General features: G+C 41.9%; 16 protein-coding genes and 1 riboswitch. Of the genes, 4 read left to right on the forward strand and 12 right to left on the reverse strand.

Annotated elements, in window-relative coordinates; translation table 11 throughout:
• Nucleotides 1–107: 107 nt before the first annotated feature.
• From BLP87_RS07800 to BLP87_RS07815, 4 genes are all read right to left on the reverse strand, one after another.
• Nucleotides 108–2,048, reverse strand: coding sequence for an ABC transporter ATP-binding protein (locus BLP87_RS07800; RefSeq protein ID WP_083334531.1), 1,941 nt, complete (start codon nt 2,046–2,048; stop codon nt 108–110).
• A gap of 12 nt (nt 2,049–2,060) precedes the next feature.
• A complete protein-coding gene (locus BLP87_RS07805; protein WP_074462194.1) occupies nt 2,061–3,809 on the reverse strand; it encodes an ABC transporter ATP-binding protein in 1,749 nt (582 codons plus the stop codon).
• A 154-nt stretch (nt 3,810–3,963) separates the two neighbouring features.
• Nucleotides 3,964–4,827 (reverse strand): VanW family protein, encoded by an 864-nt coding sequence (locus BLP87_RS07810; RefSeq protein ID WP_074462195.1) that lies wholly within the window; start codon nt 4,825–4,827, stop codon nt 3,964–3,966.
• A 58-nt stretch (nt 4,828–4,885) separates the two neighbouring features.
• A riboswitch (cyclic di-GMP riboswitch) is annotated at nt 4,886–4,959 on the reverse strand.
• A 107-nt stretch (nt 4,960–5,066) separates the two neighbouring features.
• Nucleotides 5,067–6,302 (reverse strand): right-handed parallel beta-helix repeat-containing protein, encoded by a 1,236-nt coding sequence (locus BLP87_RS07815; RefSeq protein WP_242871828.1) that lies wholly within the window; start codon nt 6,300–6,302, stop codon nt 5,067–5,069.
• A gap of 138 nt (nt 6,303–6,440) precedes the next feature.
• Here BLP87_RS07815 and BLP87_RS07820 point away from each other — a divergent pair, with 138 nt between their 5' ends.
• Nucleotides 6,441–7,319 carry an EamA family transporter gene (locus BLP87_RS07820; protein ID WP_074462196.1) on the forward strand — a complete coding sequence of 293 codons (879 nt, stop codon included), beginning with the start codon at nt 6,441–6,443 and terminating at the stop codon, nt 7,317–7,319.
• A gap of 129 nt (nt 7,320–7,448) precedes the next feature.
• Here the strand turns inward: BLP87_RS07820 and trpA are convergent, their stop codons facing one another.
• The 7 genes from trpA to trpE all read right to left on the reverse strand — a co-directional run bounded on the left by trpA (nt 7,449) and on the right by trpE (nt 14,209).
• Nucleotides 7,449–8,216: a tryptophan synthase subunit alpha gene (gene trpA / locus BLP87_RS07825; RefSeq protein WP_074462197.1), complete on the reverse strand. Its 768-nt coding sequence runs from the start codon at nt 8,214–8,216 to the stop codon at nt 7,449–7,451.
• Nucleotides 8,209–9,399, reverse strand: a complete 1,191-nt coding sequence (gene trpB, locus BLP87_RS07830) for a tryptophan synthase subunit beta (RefSeq protein WP_074462198.1) — start codon at nt 9,397–9,399, stop codon at nt 8,209–8,211. The genes trpA and trpB overlap by 8 nt, the downstream gene beginning before the upstream one ends.
• A 118-nt stretch (nt 9,400–9,517) precedes the next feature.
• Complete coding sequence (locus tag BLP87_RS07835) at nt 9,518–10,138, reverse strand: phosphoribosylanthranilate isomerase (RefSeq protein ID WP_074462199.1); 621 nt, start codon at nt 10,136–10,138, stop codon at nt 9,518–9,520.
• A 36-nt stretch (nt 10,139–10,174) separates the two neighbouring features.
• Nucleotides 10,175–10,957 carry an indole-3-glycerol phosphate synthase TrpC gene (gene trpC / locus BLP87_RS07840; protein WP_074462200.1) on the reverse strand — a complete coding sequence of 261 codons (783 nt, stop codon included), beginning with the start codon at nt 10,955–10,957 and terminating at the stop codon, nt 10,175–10,177.
• Nucleotides 10,958–10,963: 6 nt separating this feature from the next.
• Nucleotides 10,964–11,980 carry an anthranilate phosphoribosyltransferase gene (trpD, locus tag BLP87_RS07845; protein WP_074462201.1) on the reverse strand — a complete coding sequence of 339 codons (1,017 nt, stop codon included), beginning with the start codon at nt 11,978–11,980 and terminating at the stop codon, nt 10,964–10,966.
• A gap of 202 nt (nt 11,981–12,182) precedes the next feature.
• Nucleotides 12,183–12,743, reverse strand: a complete 561-nt coding sequence (locus BLP87_RS07850; protein WP_074462202.1) for an anthranilate synthase component II — start codon at nt 12,741–12,743, stop codon at nt 12,183–12,185.
• Complete coding sequence (gene trpE / locus BLP87_RS07855) at nt 12,743–14,209, reverse strand: anthranilate synthase component I (RefSeq protein ID WP_074462203.1); 1,467 nt, start codon at nt 14,207–14,209, stop codon at nt 12,743–12,745. The genes BLP87_RS07850 and trpE overlap by 1 nt, the downstream gene beginning before the upstream one ends.
• A gap of 1,363 nt (nt 14,210–15,572) precedes the next feature.
• Here trpE and BLP87_RS07860 point away from each other — a divergent pair.
• A complete protein-coding gene (locus BLP87_RS07860; protein ID WP_074462204.1) occupies nt 15,573–17,081 on the forward strand; it encodes a right-handed parallel beta-helix repeat-containing protein in 1,509 nt (502 codons plus the stop codon).
• A 139-nt stretch (nt 17,082–17,220) separates the two neighbouring features.
• Here BLP87_RS07860 and BLP87_RS07865 read toward each other — a convergent pair whose 3' ends face one another.
• Nucleotides 17,221–18,288, reverse strand: a complete 1,068-nt coding sequence (locus BLP87_RS07865; RefSeq protein ID WP_074462205.1) for a hypothetical protein — start codon at nt 18,286–18,288, stop codon at nt 17,221–17,223.
• 217 nt (nt 18,289–18,505) lie between these two features.
• On the opposite strand from BLP87_RS07865, the gene fliY reads away from it, so the two are divergent.
• Complete coding sequence (gene fliY / locus BLP87_RS07870; protein ID WP_074462206.1) at nt 18,506–19,126, forward strand: flagellar motor switch phosphatase FliY; 621 nt, start codon at nt 18,506–18,508, stop codon at nt 19,124–19,126.
• Nucleotides 19,119–20,255 carry a DUF4317 domain-containing protein gene (locus BLP87_RS07875; RefSeq protein ID WP_074462207.1) on the forward strand — a complete coding sequence of 379 codons (1,137 nt, stop codon included), beginning with the start codon at nt 19,119–19,121 and terminating at the stop codon, nt 20,253–20,255. Before fliY ends, BLP87_RS07875 begins: the two co-directional genes overlap by 8 nt.
• The last annotated feature ends 131 nt before the right edge of the window (nt 20,256–20,386 follow it).

Raw genomic sequence — 20,386 nt, forward strand, 5'->3', positions numbered from 1 at the left:
AATATGTAGTCACTGCGTGCATCACAAACAAATTGTAATATACGCAATGACTACATGTCAAGAAAATATTTTTATACTAATATACAAACTCTCGGCCTAACTATACTTTACGCTGTCTCGGATTTCATGCCGGTGTAGAGCTGGTAGTAACGTTGCTTTTTGGCGATGAGTTCGTCGTGCGTACCCTGCTCTACGATGCGTCCCTGCTCAAGGACAATTATGCAATCACTGTTCTTGACGGTTGAAAGTCTGTGTGCAATTACAAAGGTCGTTCTGCCCTTCATAAGCCTGTCCATACCATCCTGAACAATCTTCTCCGTTCTGGTATCGATTGATGAAGTTGCTTCATCAAGGATAAGTACCGGAGGATCTGCAATCGCAGCTCTCGCAATTGCAAGGAGCTGGCGCTGTCCCTGCGAAAGGTTCGCTCCGTCACCCGTAAGCATTGTGTCATAACCTTCGGGAAGTCTCTTTATAAAGCTGTGTGCGTTTGCAAGCTTTGCTGCTGCAATTACTTCCTCGTCAGTGGCATCAAGCTTTCCGTATCTGATATTGTCCTTTACGGTACCTGTGAATAAATGTGTATCCTGAAGCACTATTCCGAGTGAGCGGCGAAGATCCGCTTTTTTTATCTTATTGATATTTATGTTGTCATATCTGATCTTTCCGTCCTGAATATCATAAAATCTATTGATCAGATTTGTAATTGTTGTCTTGCCCGCTCCCGTAGAACCTACGAAAGCAATCTTCTGTCCGGGAGTGGCATGAAGAACGATATCGTGAAGAACCATCTTTTCATCCGTATATCCAAAGTCCACGCCGTTAAATGTAACATCTCCCTCCATAGGCTGGTAGGTCGTTGTATCCGTAGCTTTGTGATAATGTTTCCATGCCCAGCGGCCCGTATGATGATCTGCTTCTTTTATCTCTCCGTTTTCTTCCACAGCATCGACAAGCATTACGTAGCCTTCATCCGTCTCAGGCTTCTCATCGAGAAGCTTAAAGATACGATTCGCTCCCGCAAGCGCCATAACAATCGAGTTAAGCTGCATACTAACCTGATTTATAGGCATGCTGAAATTCCTGTTAAATGTAAGGAACGAAGCAAGTGCACCCACCGTAAAGCCTACGGCAATATTGTCAGAAAGAGCTATTGCTCCACCGATCATCGCACAAATAACATAGCTTGTATTTCCAAGCTGAGCGTTGATAGGTCCGAGCGATCCCGAAAATGTATTTGCCTTAAATGCGCTGTTACAAAGAGCTTCATTGAGTTCGTTAAACTTTGCAATGCTCTCCGCCTCGTGATTAAATACTTTTACAACCTTCTGACCTGTCATCATCTCTTCGATGTATCCGTTAAGCGCGCCAAGGTTCTTTTGCTGCTCCACAAAGTTTTTTCCCGAAGCCTTAGTTGCCGCTCCCGAACAGAACAGCATAACACCGACCATTACGATGGTAACAACAGTAAGCGGCACACTTAAGATAAACATCGATACCAAAACACTGACAATCGTGATAGCACTGCTTAAAAGCTGTGGAATACTCTGGCTTATCATCTGTCTCAGCGTATCAATATCATTTGTATAGATCGACATGATATCGCCGTGTGCATTTGTATCAAAATATTTGATGGGAAGACTCTCCATATGTGTAAAAAGCTCTTCACGAAGCCTTCTGAGCGTTCCCTGGTTAATGTATACCATAACTCTTGACTGAATATATGCCGCAAGAACTCCAAGTCCGTAAAAAATCGCAACTCTTAATATCGCACCGAGAAGCGGGCCAAAATTCCCGTCTCCGCTGTCAAGCATCGGCTGAATATACGAATCAATAAGAACTTTGGTAAAAAGAGTTCCCTGTATATTAGAGGCAACCGTCACAAGTATACATACCACGACAGCAACCATATGAGCAGGATAATACTTAAACACATATCCCATTAATCTCTTCAAAAGAGCTCCGGGATTCTCAAGCTTTGGCCTCGGCATTCCGCGCCTGTTTCCGCCGCCCGGTCCAACTTTTATTTCTTTTGCTTCTTCTGCCATAATTATTCCTCCTTAAGCCTGCTTATCAAAGTCTGCGTCCGCTCCGGCGCCTGTCTGCGACTCGTATACTTCTCTGTAGATGGTGTTGCTCTCAAGAAGCTCACTGTGTGTTCCAAATCCGCTAACCTGGCCGTCGTCCATAACTATTATTCTGTCGCACTCCTGGACTGACGCAATTCTCTGTGCAATGATAAGTTTGGTCGTTCCGGGTATTTCTTCCGCAAATGCCTTTCTGATCTTGGCATCCGTTGCCGTATCAACGGCACTTGTCGAATCATCAAGTATAAGTATCTTGGGCTTTTTGAGAAGTGCTCTTGCAATACAAAGTCTCTGCCTTTGTCCGCCCGATACATTTGCTCCGCCCTGCTCTATGAATGTTTCATATCCATCCGGCATTCTTTCTATAAATTCGTCGGCACAAGCCATCTTGCAGGCTCTTATGCAGTCCTCTTTTGTCGCATCCTTATCACCCCATCTGAGGTTATCAAGAATAGTTCCGGAAAAAAGAACATTCTTTTGAAGCACAACAGAAACCTGATCCCTCAATGTCTCCATATCGTAGTCTCTTACATCGATTCCGCCTACTTTAACAACGCCATCCGTGACATCATAGAGTCTACTTATAAGATTTACCAAAGACGACTTGGCAGAACCTGTACCTCCGATTATTCCGATCGTTTCTCCGGACTTGATATCAATATTTATATCTTTTAAAACAGGCTCTTCCGAAGTTTCATTATAAGCAAAATTTACATGTTCAAATCTGATACTTCCATCAGGCACAGCCATGATCGCATCAGCCTTATTTGTAATGTCGGGAGTCTCTTCGAGAACTTCTGCTATACGCTTTCCGCTTGCCTGAGCCATTGTGAGCATTACAAAAATAATAGCAAGAAACATCATGCTCATAAGAATATTCATACAATAAGAAAGAAGTCCCATCAGTTCGCCTGTCGTAAGGCTTCCCGCAACGATCATATGCGCACCTACCCAGCTTATAAGAAGGATACATACATAAACCGTGGCCGTCATCATAGGTCCCATCTTAATTACATTCATCTCTGCCCGCACAAACATGTTGTAAATGTTGCCCGCAGCTTTTTTGAACTTATCATTCTCATAGTCTTCACGTACATATGCCTTAACAACACGTATAGCAGACACGTTCTCCTGTACGCTCTCGTTAAGCTCATCATACTTTTCAAAAACTTCCTTGAAATAAACAGTTGCTTTGCTCATGATTAGAACCATGAAAATTGCAAGAACAACTACAGCCGCAAGATAGATTGTCGCGATCCTGGGATTTATCATAAACGACATGATCATTGCACCTATTACGGTCGCAGGCGCTCTCATTGCCATTCTAAGAAGCATCATATATGCGTTCTGAATATTTGTGACATCGGTCGTGAGTCTTGTCACAAGTCCTGATGTAGAAAACTTGTCTATATTGGAAAAAGAAAAAGTCTGAATGTTATCAAACATGGCTTTTCTCAAGTTCTTGGCAAGTCCCGTGGAAGCCTTCGATCCGTAGTACGCTCCTCCGATTCCCGCAGCAAGTCCAAACAGAGCGATAACGATCATTAAAAATCCGACTCTGAAAATGTACGCCATATTCTCTGCGTAAATTCCGTTATCGACGATCTTTCCCATGAGTTTCGGAATGATCATCTCCGCCGCAACCTCGCCGATCATGCACAGCGGCGTCAATACGGATACAAGTTTGTATTCTTTTAGTTCTTTACCTAATGTCTTTATCATATGCTTTCTCCTGTAATAATCTCCAATGAAGTATTATATAACCAAAATAAATTGTATTCAATTGATTTTATAGTTATTTAAGATTAACAAACCGTAAGCTCTTTATTCAATTCCTCAAAAAAAGAACGGATCATTTGATCCGTCCTTATATATCTCAAACTTGAGGTGTTGGATTTTCCGGCTGTGGAACAGGAGCTTCGGTCTGTGCTATCGGAGCTTCCGGTTGAGGTGCCGGAACTTCAGGCTGTGGTGCTAAAACTTCAGGCTGAGGCACCGGAATGTTAGCCTGAGGAGCAAGAATATCAAGATGATATCCTGTCTCATCGTAAGATGCCTGTATCATAACATCGTATGCAAATTCATTTCTGAATCTAAAGTCTTTTCTCGATCTGAAAGCGATAGCTGCATCATCTCCCTGCGCATAGTAGTCTACAGGCTTTGAATGATTGTGTCTTTCAACAATCCTGCACCCTGCGTTCATTGCCGCATGGTAAAGAGCACTGCTTATCTTGCATACACCTCCGCCGTAGTCATATCCTCCGACTACATGCGCTATAACATATCCTCTTTCAGGAGGTGTTCCCCTTCCTACAGTATTTGCATAAGAAAATGTCTCTCCGGGCTTAACTATATATCCGTTTATATAGCCGCATGCAACTCGGGCATTTACGTTATTGGCATCCTCATTTGCGGGATACAGCATGATGTCTTCATGTCCAATGCTTGCCCACGCAATATTTTCAGGTGCAGGAGCCGGAACAGGTGTCGTTTCAGGTGCCGCTGCAGGCGCAGAAGCTTCACTTACTGCAGCCTCAACAACCACATTATTCTCACCGGGATTCACCTGTTCTCCGCTAACCTCAGCCGTAGCGGCAATCCCTTCCTGCTCACATGGAGTAAAAGTTTCTTCCATATGTACAAAAACTTCCTCTGTTGATGATCCCGCATTACCATATCCGGTAATTGCAACATAAAGCATCGGCAATGCGATTGCCGTAATAATTGTCTTCATTTTCATTTTTACAAAAATTCCTTTTTCCTATTAATGTAAAAAGCGATGCTTACGCATCGCTATAAACTGCAACTGGCTGTCCTTTCGGACCCTATAGCTTTGCGTCATTAGATTTCTCTAATTTTGCCAAAAATTATCTTTATATAGTTTCTTTTTTTATGAAAGCAGAGTTATTATATCGTATGGTCTATTTAAAGTCCATACTGAATTTTATAAATCCACAATTATTATTGCAGCTTACCATATCAATTCACATAATATCCGATATCCTTAAGATCACTTCCGCTGACAGGCTTCATGAAGTTGATATTTGGAAGCACTCCGTTTGCGCCTCTGGGTGCAGAAAGCTGAGAAGCATCAAGGCTTTCAAAATCATCATTGGCACAGTTGTATGAGCTGTTCCATGAACAGCTTCCAACCTTTGTTCCCTTTCCGACATTGGAAACTTTACCGTTTAAAGAAATATTGCATCTGAGGAACTCTCTTGTTCCGGGGATATCTTTCGAATCGCTCGGGCTTACTCTCTCAAGCATATTGTAATTGCTTCCGGAATTGCCGTATGCAACATTATTGGTCCAGTTTGCCGACTGTCCGGGCTGATGATTTGCATAGAATCCGTTGGAAGCATTATTTACTGCGATGCAGTGAGTTACTGTATGTACAGGAACTGTATTCGGGACTTTTCCCGTTCCGTAGCCGCCAATCTTAAATCCATTGGAATCTCCGCCTTTTCTCATATCAAAAGCCCAGCAATATTCAAATGTATTGGCTCCTTTTGATGTAATACAGTCAAATCCATCATCGCCGCAAGCCCATGCCCTGCACTGCCTGAAAGCAACACTCTGTCCATGCGCTCCGAATCCATCGGTATTTGAATTGGATGTACGATTTGGTGTATTGAGATTATAGGCATCACACTTTATGCACTCTCCACTTCCGTTATTGCAGAAATAGAAACCGTTTGCCTGTGCATCGAAGCATGTTATCTGATTGAATGTCGCATTTCCTTCTACCCTGAAGCACTCGGACTGCTTCTGATTTCCTATAGGAACTCCGGTAACTTTAAAGCAAAGAAAATACACTCCCTTAACTCCGCTCTTGATATGAAATGCCGCTACTCTCTTATCCGTGGGCACTCTTGAAAAGTCGAAAACAGGTACATCCTTGGAAGTATATGCTCTGTAAGTAATATTGCTCTTTGTAAACTCATTTACATAATTGTAATTATTATCCTTAGCCGCAATGCCGAAGTCATTGTAAGTACTGCCCATAATATAGACGGTATCACCGGAAGAAGCCGCTTCCTGAGCTCTCATAAGGCTCTTAAACGGAGCAGACGTAGACGTGCCTGCATTCGAATCGTTACCTGACGGTGAAATATACCAGTCAGCAGCATAAGCCTTACAGTCTGTTTTAACAAATAAAAAAATACAAAACGCCATGATCACAGCGTATTTTAGCGCATCAAAAACTTTTCTCATACAAAATTCTCCTTAATATATTGTTAATAATATTGTAATAATCAAGCAGGCAATTTTCAATCATAAATTACATACATAAAGTGGCAAAAATGATATAATGTTTCGGATTTACTTATTTATAAAGGAGATATCTTAGAAATGCTTTGGGCCGGACTTGTTTTGTTCTACGGGATCGTGAAGGGATTTCGTGATGTTGTAAAAAAGAAAGCGCTGACTAAAAATACAGTAATGGAAGTGCTTTTTGTATATACCTTCCTTACATTTTTATTCTGCATACCGGAGGCGCCCGCGGCATTTAAAGGATTTCCTCCGAAATTTTTTTTCCTGATCGCGATAAAGAGTTTTGTAATATTCATAGCGTGGATATGCTCGTTTAAGGCACTCGACAATATCCCCATCAGCTTATACGGAGTTCTTGACCTCTCAAGGATTCTCTTTTCAACCGCGTTCGGAATATTTGTGTTAAAAGAAAAAGGCTCAATATATTCAACTGTCGGCCTTCTGCTCATCCTCTTCGGGCTTTTGTTCTTAAAGATCTATCCCGAGATGAAAAAACGTTCCGACACCCGCAGCACATACAAAGCAGAAAAAATACCACCCATATATGTATGGATGGTACTTGCTTCCTGCATCTGCAATGCGATATCCGGATGCCTCGATAAAATATATATGAGAGATATCAATTCTTCTCAGCTTCAATTTTGGTACATGCTCTATCTTGTTGTCTTTTACGGTCTGTATTTCATCGTAAGACGCATCAAGATAAGCTCTTCCGTTTGGAAAAACGGCTGGATCTGGCTTCTCAGTTTCCTGTTCTTTATCGCGGACAAGGCTCTGTTTATCGCCAATTCCTACACAGACTCTAAGGTCATAATAATGACTTTACTTAAACAATCCGCCTGCATCATTTCCATTGTATGCGGAAAGTTCATCTTCAAGGAAAAGAATATCGGCTACAAGATCTTTTGCGCAGGTATCATACTTGTAGGTCTTGTGATAAGCATGATTGGGCAATAAACAATATAGTTTTTCCATTAACAAAAAGAGGATTCGCACTAAGTGATCAAATTAGTGCAAGTCCTCTTTTTTCGTGCAGAGCACTTATCAAAGTATTAAAATAATTTGCGTCAACTATGCAAAGCTTATTCACAGCGCTTCTTTCATAGATTTCACATACTCTCCGACATACTTCGGAGCTTCTTTTCCATACTTCTCAAGAATCTTGATTATCGCAGAACCAACAATTGCGCCGTCAGATATCGCTGCCATCTTCGCTGCCTGCTCGGGTGTTGAGATTCCAAAGCCTATAGCACATGGAATATCGGTATTCTCACGAATTACTTTTACGATAGATGCAAGGTCTGTCTTTATCTCCGATCTTGTTCCTGTTACACCAAGACTTGATACGATGTAGATAAAGCCCTGTGCCTCTTTAGCGATCATTGAAATTCTGTTCTCGGATGTGGGCGCGATAAGCGAAATAAGATCTACTCCGTATTTATCGCAGACAGGAGAAAACTCCTCTTTTTCCTCAAACGGAAGATCGGGAAGGATGATTCCGTCTACACCGGTCTCTTTGCAAAGCGAGATGAATTTCTCAGAACCATATGAAAATACCACGTTTGCATATGTCATAAACACAAAAGGTGTATCTGTTTCTTTTCTGAGTTCCCTTACAAGATCAAAAACCTTATCGGTAGTAACGCCTCCTGCCAGCGCACGGATATTTGCACCCTGAATTACAGGTCCCTCGGCTGTGGGATCGGAAAAAGGTATTCCGAGCTCTATAAGATCTGCACCGTTTTTGCATGCTTCAAGAACAACTTTTTTGGTGGTCTCAAGGTCGGGATCTCCACATGTGATGAAGGCGATGAATGCCTTGCCGTTTTCAAATGCTTTCTTAATGTTACTCATGGATATCCTCCCCTCTGTAGCGAGCGATTGCTGCGCAGTCCTTATCTCCTCTTCCCGAGATTGTTACAACGATGATCTTGTCTTTGTCATACTCTTTTGCGACCTTCATAGCATAGGCAACCGCATGAGCAGACTCAATTGCGGGGATGATTCCCTCTGTGCGTGAAAGATATTCAAAAGCATTAACAGCCTCGTCGTCAGTCACAGGCACATACTCAGCTCTCTTGATATCATGAAGGTATGCGTGCTCAGGTCCGACACCGGGATAATCAAGTCCTGCGGATATCGAGTAAACAGGCGCAATCTGGCCGTACTTATCCTGGCAGAAGTATGATTTCATACCGTGAAAAATTCCTACACTTCCCGTATTAACGGTCGCTGCAGTCTCAAAAGTATCGATTCCGCGTCCTGCTGCCTCGCAGCCGATAAGCCTTACTTCCTTATCTTCTATAAAGTTATAGAAACTTCCGATAGCATTTGATCCGCCGCCGACACAGGCAATAACCGCATCGGGAAGTCTTCCCTCTTTTTCAAGGATCTGCTGTTTAGTCTCCTTTGAGATAACAGACTGAAAATCTCTTACTATTGTTGGGAACGGATGAGGTCCCATGACAGATCCGAGGCAGTAGTGCGTATCGTCAATTCTTGAAGTCCACTCTCTCATGGCCTCCGATACGGCATCCTTAAGAGTTGCGGTTCCCGACTTAACAGGAATAACTTCTGCGCCGAGAAGTCTCATTCTGTACACGTTAAGAGCCTGTCTCTTCGTATCCTCTTCGCCCATGAATACAACACATTCCATTCCCATAAGAGCTGCTGCCGTAGCTGTCGCAACACCGTGCTGTCCGGCGCCTGTCTCAGCTATGAGCCTTGTTTTTCCCATTTTTTTGGCCAAAAGAGCCTGTCCGAGAACGTTATTTATCTTGTGAGAGCCGGTATGATTGAGATCCTCTCTCTTAAGATAGATCTTTGCTCCGCCAAGGTCCTTTGTCATCTTCTCAGCGTAGTAAAGGCGTGAAGGTCTTCCCGCATATTCATTTAAAAGCTCTGTGAGCTCTGCGTTGAACTCAGGATCGTTCTTGTAATGATTGTAAGCTTCTTCAAGCTCTATTACTGCATTCATAAGTGTCTCGGGTATATACTGTCCGCCGTGTATACCGAAACGTCCATTTTTATTGGTCATGGTACATCCTTTCACAAAAAATGTTTTTATTCATGTAATCGCAGATTCCTGCGCATTAGCGTGCTGATACGATAGATTTTTCGCAATTTATTTATCTGATTGTCATCGTGTCTTCATACTAATTTCTTGCGTTCCCGACAAATCTTTCCATCTTGATTCTGTCTTTTTTTCCATCCGTCTCTATACCTGAACTAACATCAACCGCATAGGGCGCCACAGCCCTCACAGCTTCCGCAACATTATCGGGATCAAGCCCTCCGGCGAGGAAAAAATCTCTTTTTATCCCTTCAAGTATCTTCCAGTCGAACGCTTTTCCCGTTCCCTGACCGGAATCGATAAGCACATAGTCGGCATCTGATTTCTCGATATCTGCAATATCGTCGCTGCTCTTAACCTGAAACGCCTTGATGACAGGCTTATCTGTCAGCTTCCTAAGTTTTGCGATATAGCTGTTATCTTCGCTTCCGTGGAGCTGCGCGATATCTATAATACCATTATTTAGAAGATCTGCGACAACTTTCGCATCTTCATCGACAAAAACTCCTACCGCCTTGATCTGCGGATCAAGAAGCTTTTTAAGCTCTGCCGCCTTGTCCTTAGTAACATTTCTCTTACTCTTTTGCCACAAGACAAAACCGATAAACTCAGGCTTTAAAGCATTCGCGACTTCTACATCCGAAACCGATGAAAGCCCGCAAAGTTTTATCTTGGGGCGCTTATATATTTTATTTACCGCCATGAAATCTTCCTTCTTGAGCCAAACTTCCATGAGTTATCATAGAATTCCCTTTAATTCATCAAGCTTAGCCTTCTTATCTGCTGCTCTCATCAGCGTTTCGCCTATAAGTACCGCATCCGCGCCGATTTTTCTAAGCTTTGCTACATCTTCCGCCGTCTTTACACCGCTCTCGGAAACAAAGACCGAACCTGAAGGGATTATCTTTCTGAGCCTCTCGCTGTTTGATGTATCAACGCTAAAGTCCTTAAGATTGCGGTTGTTTACTCCGATTATGGAAGCTCCGAGCGCGACGGCTCTTTTGACCTCTTCCTCATCATGAGTCTCGACAAGAGCAGAAAGTCCAAGGTCGTTACATATTCCAAGATACTTCTCTATAGCCGCATCATCAAGGATTGAGCAGATGAGAAGCACCGCCGAAGCACCGAGTACTTTTGCTTCGTAGATCATGTACTCATCTACCGTGAAATCTTTTCTGATGCAGGGAATTCCCACCATCTCGGTGATTTCCTTAAGATACTCATCTTTTCCCAGGAACCACTTCGGCTCAGTGAGTACGGAAATGCAGTCAGCACCTGCTTTCTCATACTCTTTTGCAATCTCCAGATAAGGAAAATCCTCAGCAATTATTCCTTTTGAAGGAGAAGCTTTTTTACACTCGCAGATAAAAGAAATATCATCTTTTCTTAAGTTCTTTTCAAAAAGGAAATCTCCTTTGGGCATCGCAAGCGCTTTCTCTTTTACTTCATCCAAAGATACGCTCTGCTTGGCTATATCAACTCTTTTTCTCGCATATGCTGCAAGTTCATCCAAAATAGTCATAGTCATTTACCTGTTACTTACTTCAATAAGTTTCTCAAGTGTCTCATAAGCTTTGCCTGAATCAATAAGCTCTGCCGCAAGCTTAACTCCTGCTTCGAAGGTGTCTGCCTTTCCACCGATGTAAAGAGATGCACCGGCATTTAAAAGAACCGCATCGCGCTTGGGTCCCTTATCGCCCTTTAAGATCTTTCTTGTAATCTCGGCGTTCTCATCGGGTGTTCCGCCTACAAGGTCCTCTTTCTTGCATGTTGTAAGTCCGAAGTCCTCAGGCTTTATAACATATGATTTGTACCATCCGTCTCTGATCTCGCAGATTGTTGTCGGAGCGCTGAGTGAGATTTCATCGAGCTTGTCCTGTCCGTAAACTACCATACCTCTCTCAACTCCAAGGCTTACAAGAACTCTTGCAAGGGGTTCAACGAGATACTCATCGTAAACACCAAGAAGCTGCATCTTGGGTGATCCGGGATTTGTAAGGGGGCCAAGGATGTTGAACACCGTTCTGAATCCGAGTTCTTTTCTGATTGCGCCTACATACTTCATTGATGTGTGATATTTCTGGGCAAAGAAGAAACACATTCCCGCTTCCTTTAAAAGTTCAATACATTTCTCGGGATCCTGCTGAATGTTTACGCCAAGTGCCTCAAGACAGTCAGCTGTTCCGCACTTTGAAGAAGCCGCCCTGTTTCCGTGCTTTGCAACTTTCATTCCGCCTGCTGCCGCAACAAGTGCAGATGTAGTTGAAATATTAAAGCTCTGAGCGTTGTCTCCGCCTGTTCCTACGATCTCGAAGATATCCATTCCGGTGTCAACTTTGGTCGCATGGTTTCTCATAGCTGCTGCACAACCTGCGATCTCATCTGTTGTCTCAGCCTTTGCTGACTTTGTGGAAAGAGCTGACAAAAAAGCTGCATTCTGTGTAGGTGTTGTCTCTCCTCCCATGATCTCGTTCATTACCGCATAAGCCTCATCATATGTAAGGTCTTCTTTGTTTACGATTTTTACTATTGCTTCTTTGATCATTGCTATTGCCTCCTGTTATATCTTATTTATTTGATTATGATATATGAATTGCTCCGTTTCTTCGAAACTCTCGCAATTCTACAAACATTCGGAAACCGCTAATTTACTACGTAAATTGCTAATTCCTCATATTTGTTCGGGTCATAAAGTCAAAATGCTTAACATACAAGCATGTACGCATTTTGGACTTATGACGCCTATATCATATAAAGTTTCTTAACATCTCTTTTCCCTCGGGAGTCATTATTGACTCGGGATGGAACTGCACTCCGTATATAGGATACTCTTTGTGCTGAACTGCCATTATCTCTCCGTCGTCAGTCTTTGCGACAACTTCAAGGCACTCAGGCATTGTCTTTTCATCTGCCGCAAGTGAGTGATATCTTGCCACGCTCACCTTTTCGGGAAGCCCCTTGAACAAAGGACATTCCGCATAAAAAGATATTGTCGATTCCTTGCCGTGCATCAGCTCTTTTGCATATGTGATCGTAGCACCAAACGCCATGCAGATTGCCTGATGTCCGAGACACACGCCAAGTGTCGGGATTTCTTTTCCAAGCTCTTTTGCCGCTTCAACTATAATTCCCGCATCCTCAGGTCTTCCGGGCCCCGGCGAAATGATAAGTCTGTCAGGCTTAAGCGCCCTTATCTCATCAATTGTAAGTTCATCGTTTCTGATTACTTTGATGTCAGGCTCTATCTCACCAATCATCTGATACAGGTTATATGAAAAGCTGTCGTAGTTATCTATGAGTAAAACCATCACTCCACCTCCTGTGAAAGCTCAAGTGCTCTGAGTGAAGCCTTTGCCTTGTTGAGGCACTCCTCATACTCTTTCTCCGGATTGGAATCGGCTACGATGCCGGCTCCGCTTCGAACGAACACTTTGCCGTTCTTCTTATAAACAATCCTTATGGCGATACATGTATCCATGTTGCCCGTAAAATCTATATATCCAACAGCGCCGCCGTAAATTCCGCGCTTGTTGTTCTCAAGTTCTCCGATAAGCTTGCACGCCTTGATCTTTGGCGCTCCCGAAAGTGTACCTGCGGGAAGTACCGCATTTACCGCATCTATTGCATCGAACTCTTTTCTTATAACTCCGCGCACCGTTGAACCGATGTGCATTACGTGTGAGTATCTTGTGATCTCGTGGAGCTTTTCAACTTCTACGCTTCCAAACTCGCTTATCTTGCCAAGATCGTTTCTTCCAAGGTCAACAAGCATGTTGTGCTCTGCAAGTTCTTTTTTATCCGCAAGAAGCTCTTTTTCAAGTGCCTTGTCCTCTTCCTCGGTCTCGCCTCTTTTCCTTGTTCCCGCAAGAGGGAATGTATGAAGCACGCCGTTCTCAAGTTTTACCAATGTCTCAGGTGATGCTCCCGCAACTTCCACGTCTGTTCCGGAAAAATAGAACATATAGGGCGAGGGATTGATCGTTCTGAGCATTCTGTACGTATTTAGGAGGCTTCCTTCGTAGTCGGCCGAGAGCCTGTTTGAAAGGACTATCTGGAAGATATCTCCCTCTTTAATGTGGCCCTTGGCTTTCTCAACCATGTCACAGTACTTTTCTTTGGTAAAAAGAGGTGTCACTTCGCCAAGAAGCTTTCCGGGCTTTTCGGTACTCTTTTCTCCCTTGTACAAAAGATCTTTTATCTTTCCAAGTTCTTCTTTGGCACTGTTATAATTCTCTTCAATGTTGCCTTCTGTCTTGATATTTATGATAAGAATTATCTTCTGTCTTACGTTGTCGAAGGCGATAACTTTATCAAAGAGCATAAGGTCCAGATCCTTGAATGCATCGGTGTCCTCTACATTGCATCTGGCAGTCGGCTCGCAGTATCCAAAGTAGTCATAGGAGAAATATCCGACCAATCCGCCTGTAAAAGAAGGAAGGTAATCAAATCTTGGACTCTTGTACTTTGAGAGGATATCCCGAAGGTATGCATCAGGCTTATCCGTTGTTACCTTGAGGTCTCCTGCAACAAGCTCATTGTCTTTGCATGTTATCTCCATCTTGGGCTCATATCCCATAAATGTATATCTTCCCCAGGTCTCATCAGCCTGCGCCGACTCAAGCATATAGCAGTGAGTCGATACGTTCTTAAGTTTTCTCATAGCTTCGATCGGGGTGATGAAATCCGATAACAGTTCGCAGCTTACAGGAATAACGTTGTATTCCTTTGTCGCAGCTATGCTCTTTACTTGTTCCAATGTAGGTGTAATGTTCATAGTACTGTCCTTTCGTGGTGATGAATTGTGTCGGTTTACTAAGGGTTGATACTCTGCTTATGTTTTGCTTTGCTTATGTTTTTGCGTGGTCTCGCTTGCGAAATTCCTGCGCGTTAGCTACGCCTATTTTGCGCGGTTGCGCGATATTTGAATTGCTCCGAGCATATAAAATGCTGTTATAAATCCTTTTTATATACCTCCGAGATAAAGTCATGGTATAAAATTCAAAAAACATAAGGTTTTATATGCCTTTTTGCCTATATTTTTTCAGCAAAAACATATAGATAATATGTGCAAGAACCGATTTATATGCTTTTGAGCCTTTTCTTACGGCAAAAAAACATATAAAAAGTGCAAGGATTAAAACCTTTATATGCCGCAATCCCAATCTCAATCTCAACAAATCCGTTATCACGGAACAAAGAGTAGCAATCGAGCGGTATTACAAAGCAATTATTATCATTACCACAAGGTGTGCTTATTGCATAGGATTTCGATTGCGAAATCCCTGCGCATTAGCTGCACTTATTTTGCGTGATATACGGATTGCTACGCTTCGCTCCCGCAATCCTACAGTCATTCGGAATCCGCACTTCCGTGCTACTTCCTCATGGCTGTTCGGGTTACTAAAGCAGGCCGTTGTTCATGCTAGCATGACAACGGTCTGCTTTGTAACCCTTTATCACGCAAAAAAGTCCTTGATAGAGCCTAAACTCTATCAAGGACGAATACTTAAACTTTATCCGCGGTGCCACCTTGAATTCATGTGTTACCATGCAACTTAGCGAGATACCAACATATCTCCGGCAAATTACGCATGCCTTGCGTCGTAGAATACTGGGTGAATATTTATGCTAAAAACTCATCGGAAGTTCTGCTCTCGTGCTTCGCACTCGCCAGAACAAAGTTCGATGACGAAAATCATTTTCATTGGAAGTTCCGCCCTCACTCCGTTCGACGGAACAAAGTTCAATGACGAAAATCAAAGATTTTCTATCTCACTTTTCACTACGCCCTCAGCGGTCCATTTGACAACTTGTTTCATGCCTGAATCTCAGCATCTCAGGCTCTCTGTATTGGCATCATTGCCGTTATCTCCGCTTCAACGGTTTAATGAATATTTATTTAAAAAGAATGATATATGAAACATGCTCAACTGTCAAGATAGTTTTACGTTCAGTTTGCAATCTTGCACTAAGCCACTATATCACCCTATTGCATGACAGCTCAAATGAATCATTAAACGAAAGATATTTTTTGTTAAATTTTAGTTATTTTTCACATTTATTTTTTTCATCGATATATGTTATTGTTTTTATCAGATTAGCTAATCACAACATTACAACAGCAAAGGACGGACATCATGAAAAAAATTAGCATATTATCTACAATCGGCACTATTGCCACATGTACTTTTTTCTCATTAACCCCTCTCTTTTCCCTGAATATACATGCAAAACAAGGCAATGTTATCGAAGTTGGAAAAGACGGTATCGATACTATCTCACAAGCAATTAAGGAAGCCTCAGAAGGCGATACGATCAAGATTCCAAAAGGTATCTATAAAGAGCACGTTGTCATTACCAAGGATAACATTACAATCTCAGCTGAAGAAGGCACTGTCATTGACGGTTCAATTTTCACTCTTAATAACCAAGAACTTGATAAACTAACCGATGAATTCCTTAAAGAGACAGAAAGCGACCGAAAAAAAAGTGAAGACGAAAAATGGGAAGAAGCATGGTCAAAAGCTACATCGATGATGTATATATCCGCCAAAAACGTTTCCGTAAGTGGCCTTGAAATAACAAATTTTAAGCTCAACGAACCTTCAAGTGATATCGCTCCAAAAGGAATATTGGTTGATTCAGGCTCAGAAAATATTACAATTAAAAACTGCAAAATACATGATATGGGCATAAATGATTATATAGATGTTCCGAATATAGATGAGAAATATAATGCCCATGGCATTCTTATCGAAGCTCAGCCGGATAAACCTATATCCGATATCACGGTTACAAAGTGTGAGCTCTATAATCTTAAATGCGGAAACAGCGAAACATTCGCCATAAACGGAAATGTGAGCAATTTTGCGGTTTCTTATAATTACATACATGATTGCGACAACATCGGTATAGACGCAATCGGTTATGAGCATAGTCAGTCAAACGACGACCGTGCCCGCGGCGGAAATATTTTCGAGAACAAAGTTGTCAATGTTTCCTCATCAACTAATGCTACATACGATTATGAATCTTGTGCAGCAGGAATCTACGTTGACGGCGGTTATGACATAAAAGTTCACGATAATTACGTGGAAGGCTGTGATATCGGTATCGAAGTTGCAACTGAGCACGCACAAAAAGAAGTAACAGACATAAAAGTTACCAATAATACTCTTGTAAAAAATGACGGCCTTGCAGGAATCGTTATCGGAGGCTCCGATCCCGATGAAAACGGCCGGGCTAAAAACTGCGTATTTGCACAGAACACAGTATATAACACGGATAACGCCTGCCTCGCGGTACAGTACGCCCGTGATATAAATAATGTATTTACAAAAAATCTTTTTATCGCGGATAAAAATGCTGAAGCATATTACGAAGCCGCTGAAGGCGAAGAAGGCTATATAGATTATGAATCCTACGGAAATCCCGTTACTTTCAAAGACAGTGATGGAAATACGGTGGACATCATTAATTCGATAAACAAAAATATGGCAACCGAAGATCTGCCTGAATGTTTCAAAGACAATGACACTTTCTCGCTCAAAAAAATCAGCGTAGATTCTGAAAAAGGAGAAATCTCCGTAACTGCGAACAAAGATCTCACAGGCTACGGTTCCGATAAAACAAAGCTCAACAAATAACTGCACCATTACAAAAGACTGCTGCAAATAAATGCGGCAGTCTTTATTTGATTATTCATCCAGCGAATATTCTGTTTTTTAAAGAAATACCATTAAATCCCATATCAAACCTCAGGATTTACTACGTTACTATTTTTAACTACATATCAAAATCATCATAATCGCCATTGTCATAACCGCCGTAGCTGTCATATTCCTTCAGTTTATCCGTTGCTCTTCTGTTAAACTGCTGTTTGGAAGTTTCTTTCTTTGCCTTAGCCTTCGCCTTTGCTTTAGCCTTCTTTTTGCGCTTAAGCATCAGCTCTTCTTCCTCATCCTCTTCTTCATCTTCGTCGTCATAATCATCGTACTCTTCGTATTCTTCATCGTCTTCGTTTCTGATAAACAATAGTATTCCGCGCAGATGATGCATTATAAATATCGCAGCAAGTATGAACACATCCGTATAAAGAAGTCCCACGATATAATAGTTTTCTTTTATAAGATACCCGAGTTTAAAGCCGATAACACTGAGGATTCCGGACAAAAGAAGCGCAAACACCAGTAATAGCCCATGCTTTATCGCGCCCAGTATTGCATAGATAAAATCAATAAAAGAGGCATCAAAATAAACGAATCGGCCTATCATGAGTCCAAAATAATACATCATGATAGGACTATACTGCTCCTTACTTACAGATGCATCGCCAAATGTGGTAAAGCACGTCAAAACTATGATCGCATAGAACATCCCGAGCATTCTTACGGAAGCTCTGCCCTCTTTTGAAATTCTTCTAAGCGGAATGATGATCTTGTCCAAAACGGTGTTTATGAGGCAAGTCAGCGAAATAAGGAACAAAAGTACAAAATCCTTGTTTTTGTCCCACTGGTAATAGAACCACTTAATACTCATCGGCATGCTGCCCATCTTCTTTGCATGATAAAGAGGTGTAAGAAGATCAAAAATATGGTTACAGATTATATATGCGCACGCAAACAAAATTACCGATGTACTCGATATCATCATCTCGAAAAAAAGCTGCATGTTGTCTACAGTGCGTCTTTTAAACTCCTCATGCCTCTCGCTGCTGTCAACGAGGCATACCGACATTCTTGTTCCAAACATTATGATCAAGCTGATGATCAGTAAACCGGCAAATGCCAGTCCCAGAAAAATAAGCTGCTTTATCCTATCGAATTCCGGGTTTATATACTTCTCAATCGTCATATGTAAAAAAATTCCTCCGTCAGGTCATATACTATATGTTACCATATTTTTATCCTTTATGCTGTTTTTTTAACATATTTTTTTTGCCATTTGTCATTATTCTAAAAAAAGGATAAACCTTTTAGAAGATAACGTAAATGATTCTTTACAAGTCCGCAGAGTATAAACTAAAATATTAGTATAGATCTACACCAAATATGCGAAGGAGGCAAGAACATTGGAAGACAACGTTTTAACCGGTGAACAAATGGATACTATCGGTGAAATTGCCAATATCAGCATGGGTAATTCCGCAACTACTCTTAGCTTAATGGTAAATAGAAAAGTTGAGATCACTACTCCCAACGTAAAACTTATAAAAAGAAGTGAAGCTCTGGACGATTACGAAAAGACCTGTATTTTTGTACAGATTCACTACGTAAAAGGTCTTGAAGGCAACAATGTCCTGATCCTTAAAGAGCATGACGTGAAGGTTATGACAGATCTTATGATGGGCGGGGATGGAACAAATACCGAAGGTGAGATTTCAGACCTTCATCTCTCTGCTGCCTCCGAGGCAATGAACCAAATGATGGGTACCAGTGCGACTTCTTTATCCTCTATGCTCGGCGTTCCTACAGACATCAGTACACCTGTCGTAAACAGGATTGATGTCGAGAGTATCAAAGTTTTTGAGAAAATGTTTGATACCACATACGATAAATTTGTTAAAATAGCTTTTAGGATGACAATCAGTGATTTAATTGATTCCGTTATGGTACAATTATATCCGATACGATTCGCAAAAGATATGTGCAACAAATTTTATACAAAGGAAAACGCAGAGAACAATGAATAAAGCAGAAACACTAGAAATCAAAAAGCAATTCACACCTGACAGGTGCGCTATTGACCACATCTGCGGATGCTATGTGGATCATGACAAGAACAAATTATTTACTTTCAGAAAAGCCTTCGGACAGCTTCCGGAGGAAGAGATGTTTAAATATCTCGATATTTTCCAGCATACACTTGCAGGAACATTTGGCAAGAATCTGATCAGTCTTGAGTTTCCTCTTGACCAGGAACAGCCGGGAGGTACTCAGGACTTTCTTTTAACCTTGAGAAATTCTCAGCTTCAGGATGACGAGCTTGTTGACGAGTTTTATGACAAGATAATCGCCAACTACGTAAACGGTGAAAACTACTACATCATCCTTATTCATGCAGCCTATGATATCCCCGGTATTACAAGCGACGGTATCGAGATGGAGGATGCTTCAGAGAACGTCTATGACTATATCCTTTGTAGCATCTGCCCAGTTAAGCTTTCAAAAGCAGGACTTGGCTATAATGAGAGAACAAACGTGATCGAGGAAAGGTTCAGAGACTGGATCGTAGACGGCCCTACAAAAGGTTTCCTCTTCCCCGCTTTCATCGAAAGAGACACCGACATTCACAACATGCTCTATTTCACGAAGAAGCCCGACGATCTTCAGCCTGAATTTATAGAGGCAATGTTCGGCGGAAGGGCTCCTTTGGCAGCTCCCGAGCAGAAAGGTATCTTTGATACCGTAGTCCAGAATACAATCGGTGAAAATGCCGACTACGACATAATGAAGAACATTCATGACAACTTAAATGACATGATTGAGGATCACGCAGACGATGCCGAACCTCTCGAGCTTAAGAAAAATGATGTGAAGCAGCTTCTTCACGACAGCGGAGTATCTGATGAGCGTCTTGATTATTTCGATGAGACCTACACAAAATGCGCAGGCGACGAGGACTACCCTCTCCTTGCAAGCAACATCGCAAATACCAAGAAGTTTGATATCGAAACTCCCAACGTAGTCATCAAGGTTAAGCCCGACAGAACAGATCTTGTTGAATCCAAGATTGTCGACGGCAGACAGTGCCTTGTAATTGCTGTTGACGACCACATCGAAGTCAACGGAATCAATGTAAGAACATTTATGGACAGATAAAGAAAAAGAAAGAACTCGCTCTTTGAGTGGGTTCTTTTTAGTACCATAAAAGTGTAGTTGTTAGAGAGTAATTAACTCTGACATCTGCACTTATTTTTTTATAATAAGGGGAGTAATTGGTCTGACGTGGC

Source organism: Butyrivibrio hungatei (assembly GCF_900101605.1).
Taxonomy (GTDB): Bacteria; Bacillota; Clostridia; order Lachnospirales; family Lachnospiraceae; genus Butyrivibrio; species Butyrivibrio hungatei_B.

Bases quoted from the DNA above. Each gene is read 5' to 3' on its own strand.
- trpA (WP_074462197.1), bottom strand. From the start codon at position 8,216: ATGAGTAACATTAAGAAAGCATTTGAAAACGGCAAGGCATTCATCGCC.
- trpB (WP_074462198.1), bottom strand. From the start codon at position 9,399: ATGACCAATAAAAATGGACGTTTCGGTATACACGGCGGACAGTATATA.
- BLP87_RS07815 (WP_242871828.1), bottom strand. From the start codon at position 6,302: ATGAGAAAAGTTTTTGATGCGCTAAAATACGCTGTGATCATGGCGTTT.
- trpC (WP_074462200.1), bottom strand. From the start codon at position 10,957: ATGACTATTTTGGATGAACTTGCAGCATATGCGAGAAAAAGAGTTGAT.
- BLP87_RS07820 (WP_074462196.1), top strand. From the start codon at position 6,441: ATGCTTTGGGCCGGACTTGTTTTGTTCTACGGGATCGTGAAGGGATTT.
- BLP87_RS07865 (WP_074462205.1), bottom strand. From the start codon at position 18,288: ATGACGATTGAGAAGTATATAAACCCGGAATTCGATAGGATAAAGCAG.
- BLP87_RS07860 (WP_074462204.1), top strand. From the start codon at position 15,573: ATGAAAAAAATTAGCATATTATCTACAATCGGCACTATTGCCACATGT.
- trpD (WP_074462201.1), bottom strand. From the start codon at position 11,980: ATGATCAAAGAAGCAATAGTAAAAATCGTAAACAAAGAAGACCTTACA.
- BLP87_RS07835 (WP_074462199.1), bottom strand. From the start codon at position 10,138: ATGGCGGTAAATAAAATATATAAGCGCCCCAAGATAAAACTTTGCGGG.
- BLP87_RS07850 (WP_074462202.1), bottom strand. From the start codon at position 12,743: ATGGTTTTACTCATAGATAACTACGACAGCTTTTCATATAACCTGTAT.
- BLP87_RS07810 (WP_074462195.1), bottom strand. From the start codon at position 4,827: ATGAAAATGAAGACAATTATTACGGCAATCGCATTGCCGATGCTTTAT.
- trpE (WP_074462203.1), bottom strand. From the start codon at position 14,209: ATGAACATTACACCTACATTGGAACAAGTAAAGAGCATAGCTGCGACA.
- BLP87_RS07875 (WP_074462207.1), top strand. From the start codon at position 19,119: ATGAATAAAGCAGAAACACTAGAAATCAAAAAGCAATTCACACCTGAC.
- BLP87_RS07800 (WP_083334531.1), bottom strand. From the start codon at position 2,048: ATGGCAGAAGAAGCAAAAGAAATAAAAGTTGGACCGGGCGGCGGAAAC.
- BLP87_RS07805 (WP_074462194.1), bottom strand. From the start codon at position 3,809: ATGATAAAGACATTAGGTAAAGAACTAAAAGAATACAAACTTGTATCC.